The sequence below is a fragment of the Amycolatopsis cihanbeyliensis genome, from assembly GCF_006715045.1.
Classification (GTDB): domain Bacteria; phylum Actinomycetota; class Actinomycetes; order Mycobacteriales; family Pseudonocardiaceae; genus Amycolatopsis; species Amycolatopsis cihanbeyliensis.
Genome location: NZ_VFML01000001.1, coordinates 2735196 through 2752318, shown reverse-complemented (window position 1 = coordinate 2752318; position 17123 = coordinate 2735196). Strand labels below are relative to the sequence as shown.

At 70.7% G+C, this 17123-nt stretch carries 16 protein-coding genes; 11 read left to right on the top strand and 5 right to left on the bottom strand.

Going from position 1 to position 17123, the window contains the following annotated elements:
* The first annotated feature begins 20 nt into the window (after positions 1-20).
* Entirely contained in the window at positions 21-1178 is a 1158-nt protein-coding gene (gene tgmC, locus FB471_RS12070; RefSeq protein ID WP_170220789.1) for an ATP-grasp peptide maturase system methyltransferase, read from the top strand.
* A 48-nt stretch (positions 1179-1226) separates the two neighbouring features.
* Here the strand turns inward: tgmC and FB471_RS12065 are convergent, their stop codons facing one another.
* Both FB471_RS12065 and FB471_RS12060 read right to left on the bottom strand, forming a co-directional pair.
* Positions 1227-1520, bottom strand: coding sequence for a putative quinol monooxygenase (locus FB471_RS12065; protein WP_141997872.1), 294 nt, complete (start codon positions 1518-1520; stop codon positions 1227-1229).
* 88 nt (positions 1521-1608) lie between these two features.
* A complete protein-coding gene (locus FB471_RS12060; RefSeq protein ID WP_141997870.1) occupies positions 1609-2769 on the bottom strand; it encodes a pyridoxal phosphate-dependent aminotransferase in 1161 nt (386 codons plus the stop codon).
* Positions 2770-2827: 58 nt separating this feature from the next.
* Between FB471_RS12060 and FB471_RS12055 the strand changes: the two genes are divergently transcribed.
* The 9 genes from FB471_RS12055 to FB471_RS12020 all read left to right on the top strand — a co-directional run bounded on the left by FB471_RS12055 (position 2828) and on the right by FB471_RS12020 (position 13495).
* Positions 2828-3373 (top strand): helix-turn-helix domain-containing protein, encoded by a 546-nt coding sequence (locus tag FB471_RS12055; protein ID WP_141997868.1) that lies wholly within the window; start codon positions 2828-2830, stop codon positions 3371-3373.
* A gap of 130 nt (positions 3374-3503) precedes the next feature.
* Positions 3504-4466 (top strand): NAD(P)H-binding protein, encoded by a 963-nt coding sequence (locus FB471_RS12050; RefSeq protein WP_170220788.1) that lies wholly within the window; start codon positions 3504-3506, stop codon positions 4464-4466.
* A gap of 41 nt (positions 4467-4507) precedes the next feature.
* Positions 4508-5119 carry a LysE family translocator gene (locus tag FB471_RS12045; RefSeq protein WP_141997864.1) on the top strand — a complete coding sequence of 204 codons (612 nt, stop codon included), beginning with the start codon at positions 4508-4510 and terminating at the stop codon, positions 5117-5119.
* Positions 5120-5314: 195 nt separating this feature from the next.
* Positions 5315-5830 carry a DoxX family membrane protein gene (locus FB471_RS12040; protein ID WP_141997862.1) on the top strand — a complete coding sequence of 172 codons (516 nt, stop codon included), beginning with the start codon at positions 5315-5317 and terminating at the stop codon, positions 5828-5830.
* Positions 5831-5907: 77 nt separating this feature from the next.
* The gene (locus FB471_RS12035; RefSeq protein WP_141997860.1) at positions 5908-6297 is read left to right on the top strand and encodes a VOC family protein; all 390 of its coding nucleotides are present in this window, start codon (positions 5908-5910) and stop codon (positions 6295-6297) included.
* A gap of 46 nt (positions 6298-6343) precedes the next feature.
* Positions 6344-7039 (top strand): MFS transporter, encoded by a 696-nt coding sequence (locus FB471_RS34565; RefSeq protein ID WP_211358017.1) that lies wholly within the window; start codon positions 6344-6346, stop codon positions 7037-7039.
* Entirely contained in the window at positions 6928-7473 is a 546-nt protein-coding gene (locus FB471_RS34560) for an MFS transporter (protein ID WP_211358016.1), read from the top strand. Before FB471_RS34565 ends, FB471_RS34560 begins: the two co-directional genes overlap by 112 nt.
* Before the next feature lie 303 nt (positions 7474-7776).
* Positions 7777-13266 carry an ATP-binding protein gene (locus FB471_RS12025; protein ID WP_141997858.1) on the top strand — a complete coding sequence of 1830 codons (5490 nt, stop codon included), beginning with the start codon at positions 7777-7779 and terminating at the stop codon, positions 13264-13266.
* A 28-nt stretch (positions 13267-13294) separates the two neighbouring features.
* Complete coding sequence (locus tag FB471_RS12020; RefSeq protein ID WP_141997856.1) at positions 13295-13495, top strand: hypothetical protein; 201 nt, start codon at positions 13295-13297, stop codon at positions 13493-13495.
* Here the strand turns inward: FB471_RS12020 and FB471_RS12015 are convergent.
* Positions 13447-15243, bottom strand: coding sequence for an ABC transporter ATP-binding protein (locus FB471_RS12015; protein ID WP_141997854.1), 1797 nt, complete (start codon positions 15241-15243; stop codon positions 13447-13449). The genes FB471_RS12020 and FB471_RS12015 overlap by 49 nt on opposite strands.
* 85 nt (positions 15244-15328) lie before the next feature.
* On the opposite strand from FB471_RS12015, the gene FB471_RS12010 reads away from it, so the two are divergent.
* On the top strand, positions 15329-15805 hold the full coding sequence (locus tag FB471_RS12010) for a MarR family winged helix-turn-helix transcriptional regulator (protein ID WP_211358015.1): 477 nt from the start codon (positions 15329-15331) through the stop codon (positions 15803-15805).
* A gap of 177 nt (positions 15806-15982) precedes the next feature.
* Here FB471_RS12010 and FB471_RS12005 read toward each other — a convergent pair whose 3' ends face one another.
* Positions 15983-16474, bottom strand: a complete 492-nt coding sequence (locus tag FB471_RS12005) for an SDR family NAD(P)-dependent oxidoreductase (RefSeq protein WP_141997852.1) — start codon at positions 16472-16474, stop codon at positions 15983-15985.
* A gap of 77 nt (positions 16475-16551) precedes the next feature.
* Positions 16552-17106, bottom strand: a complete 555-nt coding sequence (locus tag FB471_RS12000) for a copper chaperone PCu(A)C (protein ID WP_141997849.1) — start codon at positions 17104-17106, stop codon at positions 16552-16554.
* Positions 17107-17123 lie beyond the last annotated feature (17 nt).

The following is a 17123-nucleotide window of genomic DNA, read 5'->3' as shown; positions in this document are numbered from 1 at the left end:
AAGCTGAATCCCCGGCCGCCTTGCGGGTCAAGTTCCTTGACGACCTAACCGCCAGTGGCGACGTGACGGCCCCTGAATGGCTCGCGGCGTTCCGGGACATACCACGTGACGTGTTCGTACCGCATTTCTTCACACAGACGCCAGACCTTGCCGGGTGGCGTCTCGTCCAACGTGGCGAACCGGAATGGCTCACGCGCGTACACAGCATGACCCCATTGATCACACAATTGAACGGTGACGACGCACTGACCGACAAGGCGCGTGCCGGGGAGGCCGTCAACGGTGCGGCTACGTCATCCAGCAGTCAGCCCACGCTTATGGGGTTGATGCTGCAAGCTCTGGACGTGCACGACGGTCACCGGGTGTTGGAGATCGGCACCGGCACCGGGTACAACACGGCATTGCTGTGTCACCGACTCGGCGCGGCGAACGTGACAAGCGTGGACGTGGACCCCGGTTTGATCGAACGGGCCGCCGAGCGGCTTGCCAGACTCGGCTACGGCGACGCGCACGTATTCGCCGGAGACGGTCGCGACGGGTACGCCGAGCGCGGGCCGTATGACCGGATCATCGTCACCGTGGGCACCGCGCCCGTGCCCGGCGCGTGGCTTGACCAGACCCGCGACGGCGGAAAGATTCTGGTCCCGTTGGACCGGCGCAACTGTGGTGGACTCCTGGCCCTGCTGACCATGCACGGTGACACTGCGTCCGGTCGGTTCCTGGCCGATTACGGCGGGTTCATGCCGATACGCGGCACCCGGCACGACGCGGCCCTCGACGCCTTCCGTTCCTTGAAGGACTACCAAGGCACCCAGCGCACAACCAACCTAACGGCCGAGGTGGCGACCGGTGGCGGCCCGTTCGAGTTCTTCGCTGCGCTACGGGTCGGCGGCTACGACCACATGAGCTTCACCCCGAACGACGGCGGACCGACCGAAACATGGCTAGCCGACGGACACCACTCTTGGGTGTGCCACACCACGACGGACGGCACGCACTCGGTACGGCAGGGTGGGCCGATCCGGTTGTGGGACGCGATCGAGGACGCGCACCGCGAGTGGGAACGACTCGGCAAACCGGTCCGGGAACGGTTCGGGCTCAGCGTCAATCACGACGGAACACACACCGTGTGGCTGGATGACCCGAACGGGGACCAACAATGGAGCCTACTCGCATAGGGACCGTCCGCACCGCTCACAGCAGTGGCCGGTGGGCGTTGTGGCGGATCAGCCGAAGGGCGGGCCCGAGCTCGCGACCTCGTGCTTGAGCACCTGGTCGTCGGTGATCTCCACGTCCACGGCCGGCGCCGGGGCGATGGCGCGCCAGGCCGCCAGCGCCTCCTCCGACTCCCAGTGCTCGAACAGGTTCACCCGTCCCGGCTCGACCGGATCGGGCGAGATCGCGAGATCGAGGCAGCCGGGCCGCTCGCGGCAGCGCAGCACCAGCTCCCGGTGCCCCGCCACGAACCGGTCCCGCTCCCCGGGTTCCACGTACACCTTGCCCGCGACGATCACCGTCATTTGCGCATCCTTCCCTTCGGTCGGCCAGCCTGGTTTCGGTACACCGACGAACGGCGGGCGCCGGGACGGACACCGGCCCGCGGGATGCTCAGCCGATGGCGGTGCGGAACCGCTCGCCGAGGTCGGCGAGTCGGGCCACCGGCTCGTTGGCGTAGACCAGGCGCAGGTAGCGGCCGCCGCTGGGTCCCCAGTGGTCCATCGGGGTCGCGGCGACCCGGCCGCGCTCGAACAGCCGCCGGGACAGCTCGGCGGGGGCGAGTCCGAGCGGCGCGGTGTCCAGCAGCAGGGACCAGCCGCCCCGCGGCCGGATCACCGGGTAGTCCGCGAGCCGCCGCAGCACGGCCTCGCAGCGCCGGCCCCATTCGGCGGTGGCCGTGGCGACGTCGGCGTCCGCGTCCGGCGCGGCCAGTGCCGCCGCGACCGCCTGCTGCGCCAGCCCGACCTGGCAGACGACGTTGGTCAGGCCGACAAGCCGGATGTCGGCGAGGATCCCGGCGGGCGCCACCACCCAGCCGACCCGCCAGCCGATCAGCCGCAGTTCCTTGGCCGCCGACCCGACCGTGATGGTGCGTTCGGCCAGCCCCTCGTGGGTGGCGGGATGGTCCGGCCCCTTACCGTCGAAGCGGATGCGTTCCATGGCCGCGTCGTAGATCAGCCAGGTGTCGTGCCGGGTGCAGGCCCGCGCCAGCGCCGCCCAGTGCTCGCCGTCCAGGACGAGGCCGGTCGGCATGGCCGGGCTCATCATCAGCACCGCGGCGGTGTCCGGGCCGACCGCGCCGGCGAGCCGCTCGGGATCGACGCGCCAACCCTCGGGAGCCGGTTCGGTAGGCACGAACCGCGGCACGCCGCCGGCCAGCCGCACCCGGTTGACCAGGCCCGCGTAGGCCGGGTCGCACAGCACCACCTCCTGGCCCGGCTCGACCGTGGCGAGCAGCGTGTTGAGCACGCCGTTCAGCCCACCGGCCACCCCGACACACTCGGTGTCCGGGTCGTAGCCACGTGCGGCCAGCCTGCCGACGTGCGCCGTGGCGGCCTGCCGGAGCGCGCGATGCCCGTGGAACGGCAGGTAGCTGTTGGCCGCGTCCTCCTCGATCGCCGCCCTGGTGGTGTCCAGGGCGAGCGCGGGTGGCCGGAGGTCGGTGTCCAGGTTCTCCAGCCGCAGCAACTCCGGGTCCGCCGCGGCATCGGCCTCGTCCCCGATGACGTCCACACCGATCCCGGGAATCTCGCGCAACCGTGTCACCGTCATCGGACCCACCTCGATTCGTTCGCTATGATGGTACGTAGATACCACTATGCTGATACGTATGGATATGGCGCAAGTGGTCGGTGGGAATGTGCAACGGCTGCGCTCGGCGGCCGGGATCTCGCTCGCCGACCTTGCCGCCGCGGGCGGGATCAGCAAGACCACCCTGCACGGCATCGAACAGGGCCAGGGAAACCCGACGTTGAGCACGCTGTGGGCGCTGGCCACCGCGTTGCACGTTCCGCTCGGCGACCTGCTGGAGGCTCCCGCCGCCCCGGCCGAGGTGGTGCGCGCGGCCGACGAGCGGCCGTACGCCAGGGGCGCCGCGGTAGGGGCGCGGATGCTGCACCGGATCCCGGTGCACGGCACGGTCGAGGTCTACGAGGTCGAGATCGACCAGGCCGGCCAGGACTCCGCGGCGCACCTGCCCGGGGTCCAGGAATGCCTCGTGCTCACCAGCGGCCGGATCACCACCGGACCGGCCGACGCGCCCGCCGAGCTCGCGGCGGGCGACTCCATCCGGTTCGACGGCGCGCACCCGCACGTCTACCGAGGGCACGGTGGGCACAACCGGGGCATCCTGCTGATGCTCTACACCGAGCGGTGACCGGCGGGTGAGCCGAAGCTCCCTCGCAGGGGTGAGGCTCGGCGGGGGATCTCTGCCTTACGAGTGATATGCGCCACGCCCCGGACTTGCGACGCTCTCCTTGTCGACCAATGGCGAGGAGATGGGCGCGATGCGAAGTCTGATCCTGGGGGCCACCGGATACGTGGGCAGGCAGCTGGTTCCGGCGCTACTCGAGCATGGGCACGAGGTCCGGGTGCTGGTCCGCACCCCGGCCAAACTCGGCGACGCACCCTGGCTGGCGGAGGTCGAACCGTTCCGCGGCAACGTGTTCGAGCCGGACGAGCTGCGGCCGGCGATGGCCGGGGTGGACGTGGTGTTCCACCTCGTGCACTCGCTGGAACACGCGGACTTCGCCGAGCGGGACCGCCGCGCCGCGACCACCGTGGCTGCGGCCGCGGAGGCCGCGGGCGTCGGCCGGATCGTCTACCTCGGTGGGGTCCGGCCCGAGGGGCCCGGCGAGCCGTCCGCGCACCTGAGCTCGCGGGCCGAGGTGGGCGACATCTTCCTGGGCTGTGCCGTGCCCGCCACCGTGCTGCAGTCCTCGATCATCATCGGTACCGGCTCGGCCAGCTACGAGATGCTCCGCGCGATCGCCCGGCACGTGCCCGCCGTCCCGGTGGCCGGCGTCGGCGGCAGGCGGACGCAGCCCATCGCGATCGGGGATGTGGTGCACTACCTGACCGCGGCGGCGGTCGAGGAGGGCGGGGGCGACCGGTTGCTCGACATCGGCGGGCCGGACCTGCTCAGCTACCGGGAGCTGATCGAACGCTGCGCCACCCTGGTCGGTGGTTGCGCGAAGGTGCCCTTCCCGATCTCGCTGGTGGCGACCTGGGTGCAGGCCCTGTTCATCGCCGGGCTGTCCGGCGTCGGGACGACCCTGGCCTACTCGCTACTGCGGTCCCTGCGGCACGACACGGTATGCGCGCCCGCGGGTGCGGGCGGAACCCTGCCGGAACCGCCTTCCGGCCGGACCTCGTTCGAGCGGGCCGTGCTGCTCGCCGAGGCGCGACGAGCCCACCCCCGGGCGAGGTCCGGCGGTAGGGTGGTCAGCACAGCGGCGGCGCGCGTGTGACGCCTGCCCGCCGGCGGAGGTCGCTGTACCGGAGGGCTGCCGTGAGCATCGAGTTCCTGCTGACATCGCTCATCGTGGTGGCCACGCCCGGCACCGGTGTGCTCTACACGATGGCGGCCGGCCTCGCGCGGGGTGCACGGGCCAGTGTGATCGCGGCGGTCGGCTGCACGCTCGGGATCGTTCCGCATATGGTCGCGGCGATCACCGGCGTCGCGGCGCTGCTGCATGCGAGCGCGACCGCGTTCCAGGTGCTCAAGTACCTCGGGGTCGCCTACCTGCTGTACATGGCCTGGAGCATGCTGCGGAACACCGGGGCGCTGACCGCGGATCAGGACAGCGCCCCGCGCTCGGCGACCAAGGTGATCGTCTCCGGTGTATTGATCAATATTCTCAACCCGAAGCTGACGATTTTCTTCTTCGCATTCCTGCCGCAGTTCGTGGCGCCCGGTGCGCCGAACGCGGTGTGGCACATGATCGAGTTGAGCGCCGTGTTCATGGCGCTGACCTTCGCGGTTTTCCTCGGCTACGGCCGGTTCGCCGCACTGATCCGCAACCGGGTAATCTCCCGCCCCCGGGTACTGGCCTGGATGCGTCGTACCTTCGCGGGGGCCTTCCTCGCCCTCGGTGCCCGGCTCGCGTTCACCGACCGCTGATCGGGAGTCCGTCTTCGGCGCCGCCGGAACAGGCGGGGTGTGGGCGTGCGCCCTGCCTTACGTCAATGGCGTCACACGTAGGTGTCTCCTGTCATGGTATTGAATGCTGTGTGAATATATTATTTCGGTCAGGGGGAACGCGGAAGAAGCTCCCTTTTATGTGATTTTCGAGGTAGCCCGAGAAGAGGCTTTCGAATGCGGACCGCATACTACTTGAACCAGGTGGACAAGTGGGTTGTTCGTCGCGCGGCGAACTCCGGGATTTCGTTGTTACGTATATTACTCGGTGTGATATTCCTGTGGTTCGGCCTGCCGAAGTTCGTTCCAGGGTTGAGTCCCGCGGAGGATCTCGCGATACGCACCATGGACATGCTGAGCCTGCACCTCGTCCCGTCCGGTGTCGCGTACTTTCTTCTCGCGCTGCTGGAGACCGCGCTCGGCATCGGCCTGATCGTGGGCAGATGGCTCCGGCTCACGCTCGTGCTGCTGCTCGCGCACCTGGTCGGCACCATGGCCCCACTGGTGCTGCTGCCCGACCGGACCTGGAGCGCGCCACTGGTGGCCAGCTTGGAGGGGCAGTACATCCTGAAGAATCTCGTGCTGATAGCCGCGGGGATCGTGATCGCGGCGACGCTCCGTGGCGGTGACGGTGACCGTGGCTCGGTCACCAGGGTCGCCGAGCCGGGATTGCGGATGGACGTGAAGCTGTGATGTGATCGAAGCCAGCGTCGCGTGTCGGTGGCGGACAGCGTCAGGCATGGAGGCGCGGGATTTTCGAAGGGTCTTCAATGACCATCCAGTTCAATCACACTATCGTCGCCGCGCGCGACAAGCAGGAATCAGCATCCTTCTTCACCGAGATCTTCGGGCTTCCTCCCGCGGAGGCAGGCGGGGTCTTTCTCGTGGTCCGGCTGGACGGCGAGGTTCTCATTCAGTTCGCCGAACCGGGGATCGACTTCCCTCCGCAGCACTACGCGTTCCTGGTGAGCGAGGAGGACTTCGACGGGATCTACGGCCGGATCCAGACCGCGGGGATCGAGCACTGGGCCGATCCGCGCGGTGAACTGCCGCAGCAGTACAACACCAACCACGGGGGCAGGGGCGTCTACTTCTGCGACCCGTCCGGCCATTACCTCGAAGCCATCACCCGGCCGTACGGCTCGGATCCGGCCGGGTAGGCGGGGATAGCGGCGGCGCCCGTGGCCTGGCGCACAGCAGGCGACAATGATTCCGCCGGGCCACGGCCGCGCCGGTTCCCTTGCCGACGTGCTCGGCAGGCGGCGGGTGTTCATCGCCGGGGTCGTGCTGTTCGGAACCAGCGGCGTGTTGAGCGCGGTGTCCGGGGACGTGTTGCTGCTCAACATCGTCCGCGCGCTGGGTGGGATCGGCGCGGCCGCCGCGGTGACCGGTGGCTCCTCGATCCTCGCCGAGACGTTCCACGGCGCCGCGCGGGTACGCGCCTTCGGGCTGCTCGGCACCACCCTCGGACTCGGGCTGGCCTTCGGGCCCACGGTCGGTGGGCTGCTGGTGGACACCCTTGGCTGGCGCGCGGTTTTCGGTACCCCGGCGGCGATGGCCTGCCTTGTCCTGCTGCTGTCGCCGGTGCCGCCGCGGGTACCAGGCGCATCCGGCCGGAGGGTCGACTGGCCGGGGGCCGCCCTGTTCACCTCGGCACTGTTGCTGCTGATCTTCGCGGTGGTGGAGGGGCCGGAGCTCGGGTTCGGTGACCCGCTCGTGCTCGGCGCGTTCGCGCCGGCGACGGTCCTCGGCGTGACCTTCGCCGCGGTGGAGCGCGGCAAGGACGACCCATGTTCGACCTCGGCCTGCTGGCCAATCCGACGATCGCGGCCACGGCGGTCGCCGTGGCCGCGATCGTCGTCGTGCTGGTCCCGCTGCTGGTCTACCTGCCCTCGTACCTGATCTCGGTGGTCGGGTTGAGCCCGGGGCAGGCGGGGGTCTGGCTGCTCATGCTCACCGCGCCGACCGTGTTCCTGCCCTCGGTGGGCTCGGGGCTGGCGCGCAGGGTCTCCTCGGTGCCGCTGGTGGCCGGGTCGGTCGCGGCGACCGGGCTCGGCGCCTTGCTGCTGGTCACCATCGGCCCGGACAGCAGCCCGCCTGGCCTGCTCGTGTCGTTGTTGCTCACCGGCGCCGGGTTCGGGCTGTCCACCGGGATCGCGGTGGTCGGTGCGCTGCTGGCGGCATTGAGCGGCGGCACGCTGGCCGGGCCGGGCTACACCACCACCCCGCACACGGTGTGCCTGCTGCTCGGCGGGTTCGCCGCGGCGGCCACGCTGGGTGTGATCGTCCTGTCCCGCCGGGCGGTGCGCGCCGCGCCGGCGGGGTACGGGGCATAGCCGCCGAGCCACCTGGGCGGGTCCCGCCATCCGGTGCCCGGCCGCCGAGCCGGGCCTTACTGGGGGATAAGCCTCTTTTGCCGTGCCTTGTTGGAGTTCAGCTGAACAGGAGATGACAAGTCGCGGTGCGACCAGGTTCACATCGAGAACTTCTTTGGAGGTTTCCTACAACTCTGAGGGCGCGCTACGCGCAAGGGAGACTATTTTCGTACTCGGCGGTAGCCGGGAGTCTGGTCTTTGTGGGGGCGGCGCCGCGGTCGTCCCCCTCGTCCTGGGGTGTATTCGTAGTGGGAGGCTCGCTTCGTGTTCAGTCGTGTCGCCATCGTCAACCGTGGCGAGGCCGCGGTCCGGCTCATTCATGCCGTCCGGGAGCTCGCCGCAGAGGTCGGGACGCCGATCGAGACGGTCGCGCTCTACACCGACGCCGATCGCGCGGCCACCTTCGTCCGGGAAGCGGACCGGACCCACTACCTGGGCCCGGCGGCCGATCGGCCCTACCTCGACCTCGAGGTCCTGGGGCGGGCGTTGACCGAGACGGGGGCCGACGCCGCCTGGGTCGGCTGGGGCTTCGTCGCCGAGGATCCGGCGTTCCCGGAGCTGTGCGAGAAACTGGGTGTGACCTTCGTCGGCCCGAGCGCGGACACCATGCGCAGGCTCGGGGACAAGATCGGCGCCAAGCGGCTGGCCGAGGAGGTCGGGGTGCCGGTGGCGCCGTGGAGCGGCGGCCCGGTGGACGGGCTGGACGCGGCGACCGAGGCGGCCCGCCGGGTCGGCTACCCGCTCATGCTGAAGGCGACCGCGGGCGGGGGCGGCCGCGGTATCCGGGTGATCAACAGCGAGGACGAGCTCGCCGACGCGTACGAGCGGACCAGCCTGGAGGCCGAGCGCGCCTTCGGCAGCGGCGTGGTGTTCCTGGAACGGCTGGTCACCGGCGCCCGGCACGTCGAGGTACAGGTGATCGCGGACGGGCAGGGCACGGCATGGGCGCTGGGCGTGCGGGACTGCTCGGTGCAGCGACGCAACCAGAAGATCATCGAGGAGTCTGCCTCCCCTGTGCTCACCGCCGAACAGGCGGCCGAGCTCAAGGCCGCGGCCGAGCGGCTGGTGCTGGCGGTGGAGTACCGCGGAGCCGGCACGGTGGAGTTCCTCTACCACCCTGGCGAGCGGCTGTTCTCCTTCCTCGAGGTGAACACCCGGCTGCAGGTCGAGCACCCGATCACCGAGGCCACCACCGGAGTCGACCTGGTGAAGACCCAGCTGCACGTGGCAGGGGGCGGGCGGCTGGAAGGCGCGCCGCCCGCGGAGAGCGGGCACGCGATCGAGGCGCGGCTGAACGCCGAGGACCCGGACCGCGAGTTCGCCCCGGCCCCCGGCCGGATCATCCGGCTCGGTCTGCCGGCAGGCCCCGGCATCCGGGTGGACACCGGGGTCAGCGAGGGCGACAGCATCCCGGCCGACTTCGACTCGATGATCGCCAAGATCATCGCCTACGGCCGGGACCGCGAGGAGGCGCTGGGTAGGCTGCGCCGCGCGATGGCGCAGACCACGGTGCTCATCGAGGGCGGCGCCACGAACAAGAGCTTCGTGCTGGACCTGCTGGACCGGCAGGAGATCATCGAGGCCACCGCCGACACCGGCTGGATCGACCGGGTGCGCGCCGAGGGCGATCTGGTCTCCCACCAGCACTCGGCGATCGCGCTGGCCGCGGCCGCCATCGAGGCCTACGGGGACACCGAGCAGGTCGCGCTGCAACGGTTCCTCGCCGCCGCGCACGGCGGCCGGCCCCAGGCGCAGCACGAGAGCGGCCGCCCGCTGGAACTCAAGCTGCGCGGAGTCGGCTACCGGGTACAGGTGGCGCGGGTCGGCCCGCGCCGGTTCCGGCTCGGCATCGGCACCGCGAACGGCGACCCGCACACCGCCGATGTGGAGATCGAACGCTTCGACCGGCACACCGGGCAGATCGCGGTGAACGGCCGCCGGTTCCGGCTGGTCACCGCCACCCACGGCCCCGTGCACCTGGTCGAGGTGGACGGCGTGGCGCACCGGATCAGCCGGGACGAGGGCGGGGTGGTGCGCTCGCCCGCGCCCGCGCTGGTGGTGGCCACCCCGCTGGAGGTCGGCGCGGAGGTCGAGGCAGGCTCCCCGGTGCTCGTGCTGGAGAGCATGAAGATGGAGACGGTGCTGCGCGCGCCGTTCCGCGCCAAGCTGCGGGAGTGCATGGTCGCGGTGGGCGGCCAGGTCGAGACCGGCGCGCCGCTGCTGCGGCTGGAGGCGCTCGGCGACGAGGACGCCGAGGCGGACCAGCCTGGCGAGTCCGCGAACGAGGTGGAGCTGGCGCTGCCCGTGCTGCCCGACGATTCCGACGCCGCCGGCCGGGTCCAGCGCGGGATGCAGGACCTGCGCAGCCTGCTGCTCGGGTTCGATGTGGACCCGCACGACGAGCGGCGGCTGCTGAACGACTACCTCGCCGCGCGCAAGGAGCTGGTCGCGGGCGGGCATCGGCCGCTGCCCGCGGAGATCGAACTGCTGGAGCTGTTCGCCGATCTCTCCGAGCTGAGCCGCAACCAGCCCGTCGGCGACGAGACCACGGCCATGAACACGGCCGTGCACAGCCCGCGCGAGTACTTCCACACCTACCTGCAGAGCCTGGACATCGAGCGGGCCGGGCTCTCCGAGGTCTTCCAGCAGCGGCTGGCCAAGGTGCTCGGGCATTACGGGGTCGAGGAGCTGGACCGCGCGCCCGGGCTCGAGGAAGCCGTGTTCCGGATCTTCCTCGCCCAGCAGCGTTCCGCCTCGGATGTGGACGTGGTGAGCACGCTGCTGCGGCAGTGGCTGACCGAGCCGCCACCGGCCGAGACCATGCGGGTGCCGGCGGGGCTGGCGCTGGAGCACCTCGTCGCCGCCACCCAGGTGCGCTTCGCCGGCGTCGCCGACCTGGCGCGCACGGTGGTGTTCCGCTGGTTCGCCCAGCCGATGCTGCGGCGGGAACGGGCCGAGGTGTACGCGGGGGTGCGCAAGCACCTGCGGCATCTCGACCGGAACCCGGACGCCCCGGACCGCGCCGAGCGGATATCCGCGATGGTGGCCTGCTCCGAACCGCTGGTGCGGCTGCTCGGGCAGCGCATCGGCAGGGCGGGCACCGACCCGGCGCCGTTGCTGGAGGTGCTCACCCGCCGCTACTACGGCAACCGGGCGCTGGAGGACCTGCATACCTGCCGGGAGGCGGGGCACACTTTCGTGGAGGCCGGGCACCAGGGGCCGCAAGGGCACACCCGGGTGGTCGCGGCCGCGGCCGACTTCTCCGCACTGGCCGACGTGGTCCGGACCATTGGTGAACTGGCGGTGGACGGGAACCTGGTCGCCGACGTCTATCTCACCTGGGCCGACCAGCCCGAGGACTCCGAGGCGATGGCCACCGACCTGGGCAAGGTGCTGGCCGCGCAACGGTTGCCGGACCAGGTCAGGCGGATCACCACCACCGTGGCCGGCCGTAGTGGCGCGGTGATCCACCACCACTTCACCTTCCGGCCCTCGGTGGAGGGGGTGGTGGAGCACCGGCTGATCCGGGGCCTGCACCCGCTCATCGCCGACCGCATGCAGTTGGAACGGCTGCGCGAGTTCGACCTCACCCGGCTGCCCTCCCCGGACGAGGAGGTCTACCTGTTCCGGTGCGTGGCACGGGAGAACTCCGCCGACGACCGGCTGGTTGCGCTCGCGCAGGTGCGCGACCTGACCCCGCTGCGGGACGACGACGGCAGGCTGCTGTCCCTGCCCGCCGCGGAGGACGTCCTCGCCGCCTGCCTGGACGCGATCCGCCGGGAGCAGGCGCACCGGCCGGCGCGCACGCGGTTCGCCACCAACCGGATCATGGTGTACGTGTGGCCGCCGGTCGAGCTGAGCAGCGAGGAGCTGCGGGCGGTGATGCGGCGCGTGCTGCCGACGGCAACCGGCGTCGACCTGGAGGAGGTGCTGTTCCTCGCGCGTCGCCGAGACGCCGAGACCGGTGAGCTGACCGAGGTCGCCGCGCGGATCGCCTACGACGGCACGGATGTGCGGTTGAGCGTCGGCGAACCGCCGACCGAGCCGATCCAGCCGCTGGACGGCTACCGGCAGAAGGTGTTGCGCGCGCGCAGCCGTGGCACGGTGTACCCCTACGAGTTGACCGACGCGCTGGCCGGGGCGGAAGGCTCCTTCGCCGAGCACGACCTCGACGAGTCCGGGGTGCTGGTGCCGGTGGACCGGCCGAAGGGGCGCAACACCGCGGCCATCGTCGCCGGGGTGGTCACCACGCCGACGGAGCGGCATCCGGACGGGGTGCGCAGGGTGGTGTTGCTCGGCGACCCCACCAAGTCACTGGGTGCACTGTCCGAACCGGAGTGCGCGCGGGTGATCGCCGCGCTGGACCTCGCCGAGCGACTGCGAGTGCCGCTGGAGTGGTTCGCGCTGTCCGCGGGCGCCCGGATCTCGATGGAGTCCGGTACCGAGAACATGGACTGGGTGGCGGCCGCGCTGAAGCGGATCGTGCGGTTCACCCAGGATGGCGGCGAGATCAACGTGGTGGTCGCCGGGATCAACGTCGGCGCCCAGCCGTACTGGAACGCCGAGGCCACCATGCTCATGCACACCAAGGGAATCCTGGTGATGACCCCGGACTCGGCCATGGTGCTGACCGGCAAGCAGGCGCTGGACTTCTCCGGCGGCGTCTCGGCCGAGGACAACTACGGTATCGGCGGCTACGACCGGGTGATGGGGCCGAACGGGCAGGCGCAGTACTGGGCCCCGAACCTCTTCGCCGCCCGCGATGTGCTGATGGCGCACTACGAGCACACCTATATCGCGCCGGGGGAGCCGGGGCCGCGGCAGGCCGGTACCACCGACCCGCACGACAGGGACATCTCCGGGTACCCGCACGAGCTTGCCGGTAGCGACTTCACCACGGTGGGTCAGATCTTCTCCGTCGAGTTCAATCCGGACCGGAAGAAGTCCTTTGACATCCGGACCGTGCTGCGCGCTGTGTCCGATCAGGACCACCCGGTGCTGGAGCGGTGGGCCGGCATGGCGGACGCGGACACCGCGGTGGTGCAGGACGCGCATATCGGCGGCAGGCCGGTGTGCCTGCTCGGCATCGAGTCGAAGTCCGTGCAACGGCGTGGTTTCCCGCCCACCGACGGCCCGGACGCCTACACCTCGGGCACGCTGTTCCCGCTGTCGTCGAAGAAGGCCGCGCGGGCGATCAACGCGGCGAGCGGCAACCGCCCGCTGGTGGTGCTGGCCAACCTGTCCGGCTTCGACGGCTCGCCGGAGTCGTTGCGCAAGCTGCAGCTGGAGTACGGTGCCGAGATCGGCAGGGCGATCGTGAACTTCGAGGGCCCGATCGTGTTCTGCGTCATCTCCCGCTACCACGGCGGTGCGTTCGTGGTGTTCTCCAAGGCGCTCAACCCGAACATGACCGTGCTCGCCGTGGAGGGTTCCTTCGCCTCGGTCATCGGCGGTGCCCCCGCCGCCGCGGTGGTCTTCGCGGGCGATGTGAACGAGCGAACGGCAGGTGACGAACGGGTGCGCGAGGTAGAGGCGCGGGTGGCCGAGGCGAGCGGCGCCGAGCGGGTCACCCTGAACGCGCGGCTTGCCGACGTCCGCGCCTCGGTGCGAGCCGAGAAACTCGGCGAGGTGGCGGCCGAGTTCGACCGGGTGCACAGCGTTCAGCGAGCCGTGGACGTCGGCTCGGTGGACGCGATCGTGCGCCCCGGCGAGCTGCGGCCGCGGATCATCGAGGCGATCGAGCGTACCGACTGAGCGCGCCCGTAACAGCAAACTCACCTACATGAGCGGCAAACTCACGCGCGCGGACGGCAAACTCACCTACATGAGCGGCAAACACGCGCGCGCGGACGGCAAACACGCCGGCGCGATCGTGTTTGCCGCTCATGCGCGCGTGTTGGCCGGCCACGTGCGCGCGTTGGCCGTTCGGGTGCGTCAGGCGGCGCGGGCGAGGGTGCCGTCGCGCCGTACCAGCCTGGCGTAGTGGCCGTTCGCGGCCACCAGGTCCTCGTGCGTGCCGCGCTCGACGACGCGGCCGCTGTCCAGCACGGCGATCTGGTCGGCGTCGCGGACGGTGGAAAGCCGGTGCGCGATGGTGATCGTGGTCCGGTCGGCGGACAGGGTGGCGAGGGCCTCCTGCACGGCGCGTTCGGTCTCGGTGTCCAGCGCGCTGGTCGCCTCGTCCAGGATCAGGATCGGCGGGTCGCGCAGGATCGTGCGGGCCAGCGCGAGACGCTGCTTCTCCCCGCCGGAGAACCGGTAGCCGCGCTCGCCGACCAGGGTGTCGTACCCCTCCGGCAGGCTCGCGATGTGGTCGTGGATCTGCGCGGCCCTCGCCGCCTCGACGAGCTCGTCCTCGCTCGCGCCCGGCTTGGCGAAGCGCAGGTTGTCGGCGACCGAGGCGTGCAGCAGGTACGCCTCCTGGGATACCACGCCGACCGCGCCGGAGAGGGTGTCGAAGGCGAGGTCCCGCACGTCCACCCCGTCGATCCGGACTCGGCCCGCGGTGACGTCGTACAGCCTCGGTACCAGGTAGCTCAACGTGGTCTTGCCGGATCCGGTCTCCCCGACGATCGCGAGGCTGGTGCCCGCGGGCACGGTCAGGTCGATCCCGGTCAGCGTGCGTTCCCTCGCCGCCTCGGCTTCCGTCTCGTAGCCGAACCCGACCCCCTCGAAGCGGACCTCGCCCGCGATACCGGACGGCCGCACCGGCCGCCGCGGCTCGGTGATGTCCACCGGCAGGTCGAGATACTCGAAGATGCGGCTGAACAGCGCCAGCGAACTCTGCACGTCCACCCCGGTGGACAGCAGGGCGTATGCGGGCCGGAACAGCGTCTGCTGCAGGGTGACGAAGGCGACCAGGGTGCCGATGGTGATCACCGGAACACCGGAGGCGAGGGTGAAGCCGGCCGCCCAGTAGATCAGCGCGGGCAGCGCGGCCATCACGATCTGGATGGTGGACATCCGCCACCGCCCTGCCATGCTGGCGGAGACCTCCAACCGCGCCAGCGTGGCCGACTCGGAGGTGAAGTCCTCGGTGAGCGAGCCGGACCGGCCCATCGTGCGGCCGAGCAGGATCCCGCTCACCGAGAGGGACTCCTGGACCCGCGCGGACATCGTGGCGAGTTGGCTCTGCCGCCGGGCGCTGATCTGCTTGCGCTCGGCACCGACCCGCTTGCTCACCAGCACGAACACCGGGAGCAACAGCAGCGAGACCACCGTCAGCCGCCATTCCAGCGCGAGCATGGCCACCACGGTGGCCAGCACCGTGGTGACGTTGGAGACCAGCGAGGTCGCCGTCGAGGTGACGGTGGCCTGCATGTTGCCGATGTCGTTGGCGATCCGCGACTGGATCTCCCCGGTACGGGTGCGGGTGAAGAAGGCCAGCGACATCCGTTGCAGCCGGGCGTAGACCGCCGAGCGCAGACCGTGCATCACCGCCTGGCCGACCTGCGTGGACAGGTAGGTCTGGGCGACGTTGAACACGCTGGTGGCGACCGCGACGCCGATCATGCCGAGCACCAGCATGCTGAGCAGGCCGAGGTCTCGCTGCGGGATGGCGACGTCGAGCACTTCGCGCAGCAGGAACGGGGAGATCACCGAGACCAGCGCGGACATCCCGACCAGCAGCCCCACCACCAGCAGCTTGCGCCGGTGCGGGCGGAACAGGCGCAGGATGCGACGCACCTGCGCGGGGTGTTCGGCAGGGGCGGCGGGTTCGGGCGACGACACGGGCGGCTCCAGCTGCACGCAATTACAGAGTCACCTTCATAGTTACCATGTTTCATTATTACTGTCACTCTGTTAAGCTGAGCGCGTGGATGCCGGTGACGAGGAGGAACGCCTCGGCGCGCTGCTCCTGCGGCTTGCCAAGAGCGCGCACGTGCTGCAGCGACGCAATATGGGAGACCTCGGTCTCACCCCCGCGCAGGCGCGGGCGCTGGCGGTGTTGGGACACTGCGATGCCCCGCCCCGGATGGCCGAGCTGGCCGAACGCCTTCAGGTGGTCCCGCGCGCGGTGACCCCGGTGGTGGACGCGCTGGAGGAGGCGGGCCTGGTGCGGCGGGAGATCGACCCGGACAACCGCCGTTCCACGCTGGTCACCCTGACCGAGGAGGGCAGGGTGATGTGCCGCCGGTTCGGCGAGTTCCGTACCCGTGCGGCGGGCGAGCTGTTCGGGGCACTCGACACCGGCGAGCGGCGCACCTTGCTGCAGTTGATGGAGAAGGTCGAGGAGTCCGGAAAGGATCTTCGCGCGGACTGTCGATCCGGCCACGCCCGGTTCGAGACGTAGGTGCACGCGACGTAGGTGCACGCACGGAGCGACACCTACGAAGGGACGCGACCACTACCTCCACCACCGCCTCCACCGACAGCGGAGCCGCCGGCCAGCCCACCCCCGTGGCCACGAACGTCGCGCTGGCCGGGTTCCGGGCCGCCGGGGGCCGCGACCGGCACCGGCTCCTGACCGCTACAGCGCCCAGCGCTGGGCGGGCGGCGGCTCCAGCGCGCCGGCGCCGCGCTGCCCCAGCATCGAGCCTGACCCCACGTTGACGATCACCCCGCTGCCGCGAGCGTGCATGACCCTCGCCGCCGCCGTTCCGCAGTACATCGAACCCAGCACGTTCACCTCGATCAGGATGCGGATCCGGGCAGGGTCGTCCTGCCACGGCGGCAGGTGGTGGCCGACGGCCGCGTTGTTCACCAGCCCGTCCAGCGCGCCGAACCGGGCGACGCACTTCTCGACCAGCGGGGTCGCCCTCTCCGGGTCGGCCACCGAGCCGCCCTCGCCCACCGCGCGGCCACCCGCCTCCCTGATCTGCCCGGCCACCTCCTCGGCCAGGTCCTCGCGCACGTCGTTGACCAGCACCGCCGCCCCGGCCGCCGCGTGCAACGCGTATGCCCTGCCCAGTCCCCTGCCGGCCCCGGTGATCAGTACCGCCTTGCCATCCAGAAGGTCCATGACTCCAGCCTGGACGGCGGGAGGTCCGTTCCCGGCGCCGAGCGGCGGAGCCACGATCAGACGCTCGGAACAGCGGCTCAGGTACAGGCCCGGCGGGCCGGTTCGTCACTCGGGTGCACCGGCTGCACCGTGACGTCCAGGGTCGTCTGGCCCGCCCGTTCGAAGGCGAAGGTGACCGGCACCGTGGTTCCGGCGCGTACCTTCCGGTCGAACTGGATCAGCTCGAGGTGATACGGCAGATGTCCGGTGACCGCCTTGCCGTCCGGGGCAGGCACCGTGCCACCCGCGAGCAGCGGAATGGCCTCCACCTGTTCCGCCGTTCCATCGCAGCGCTGGTCCCAGCGCATCATGGCCTTCTTCGCGTGCTCGCTGGTCACCTCGGTGAGCCGGTCCGGTTGCTTGCCACCGTTGGTCATCGTCAGCAGTACCCGCGCGTCCTCGCCGGTCTGGTACTCGCCGTCCAGCGGGCGCTGCACGTACACGTTGCGCAGCTCGACCTGGCCGACCGAGCCGTTGGTGCCGACGGTGGCGAGCTGCTGACCCTCCAGCGGGGCCGGATCGCCACAACCGGTCGCGGCAAGGGCGACCACCGCGCCGGCCGCGGCCAGCCTTGCCTTGCGTACGTTCCGCATAGCCGGGGTGTACCCGG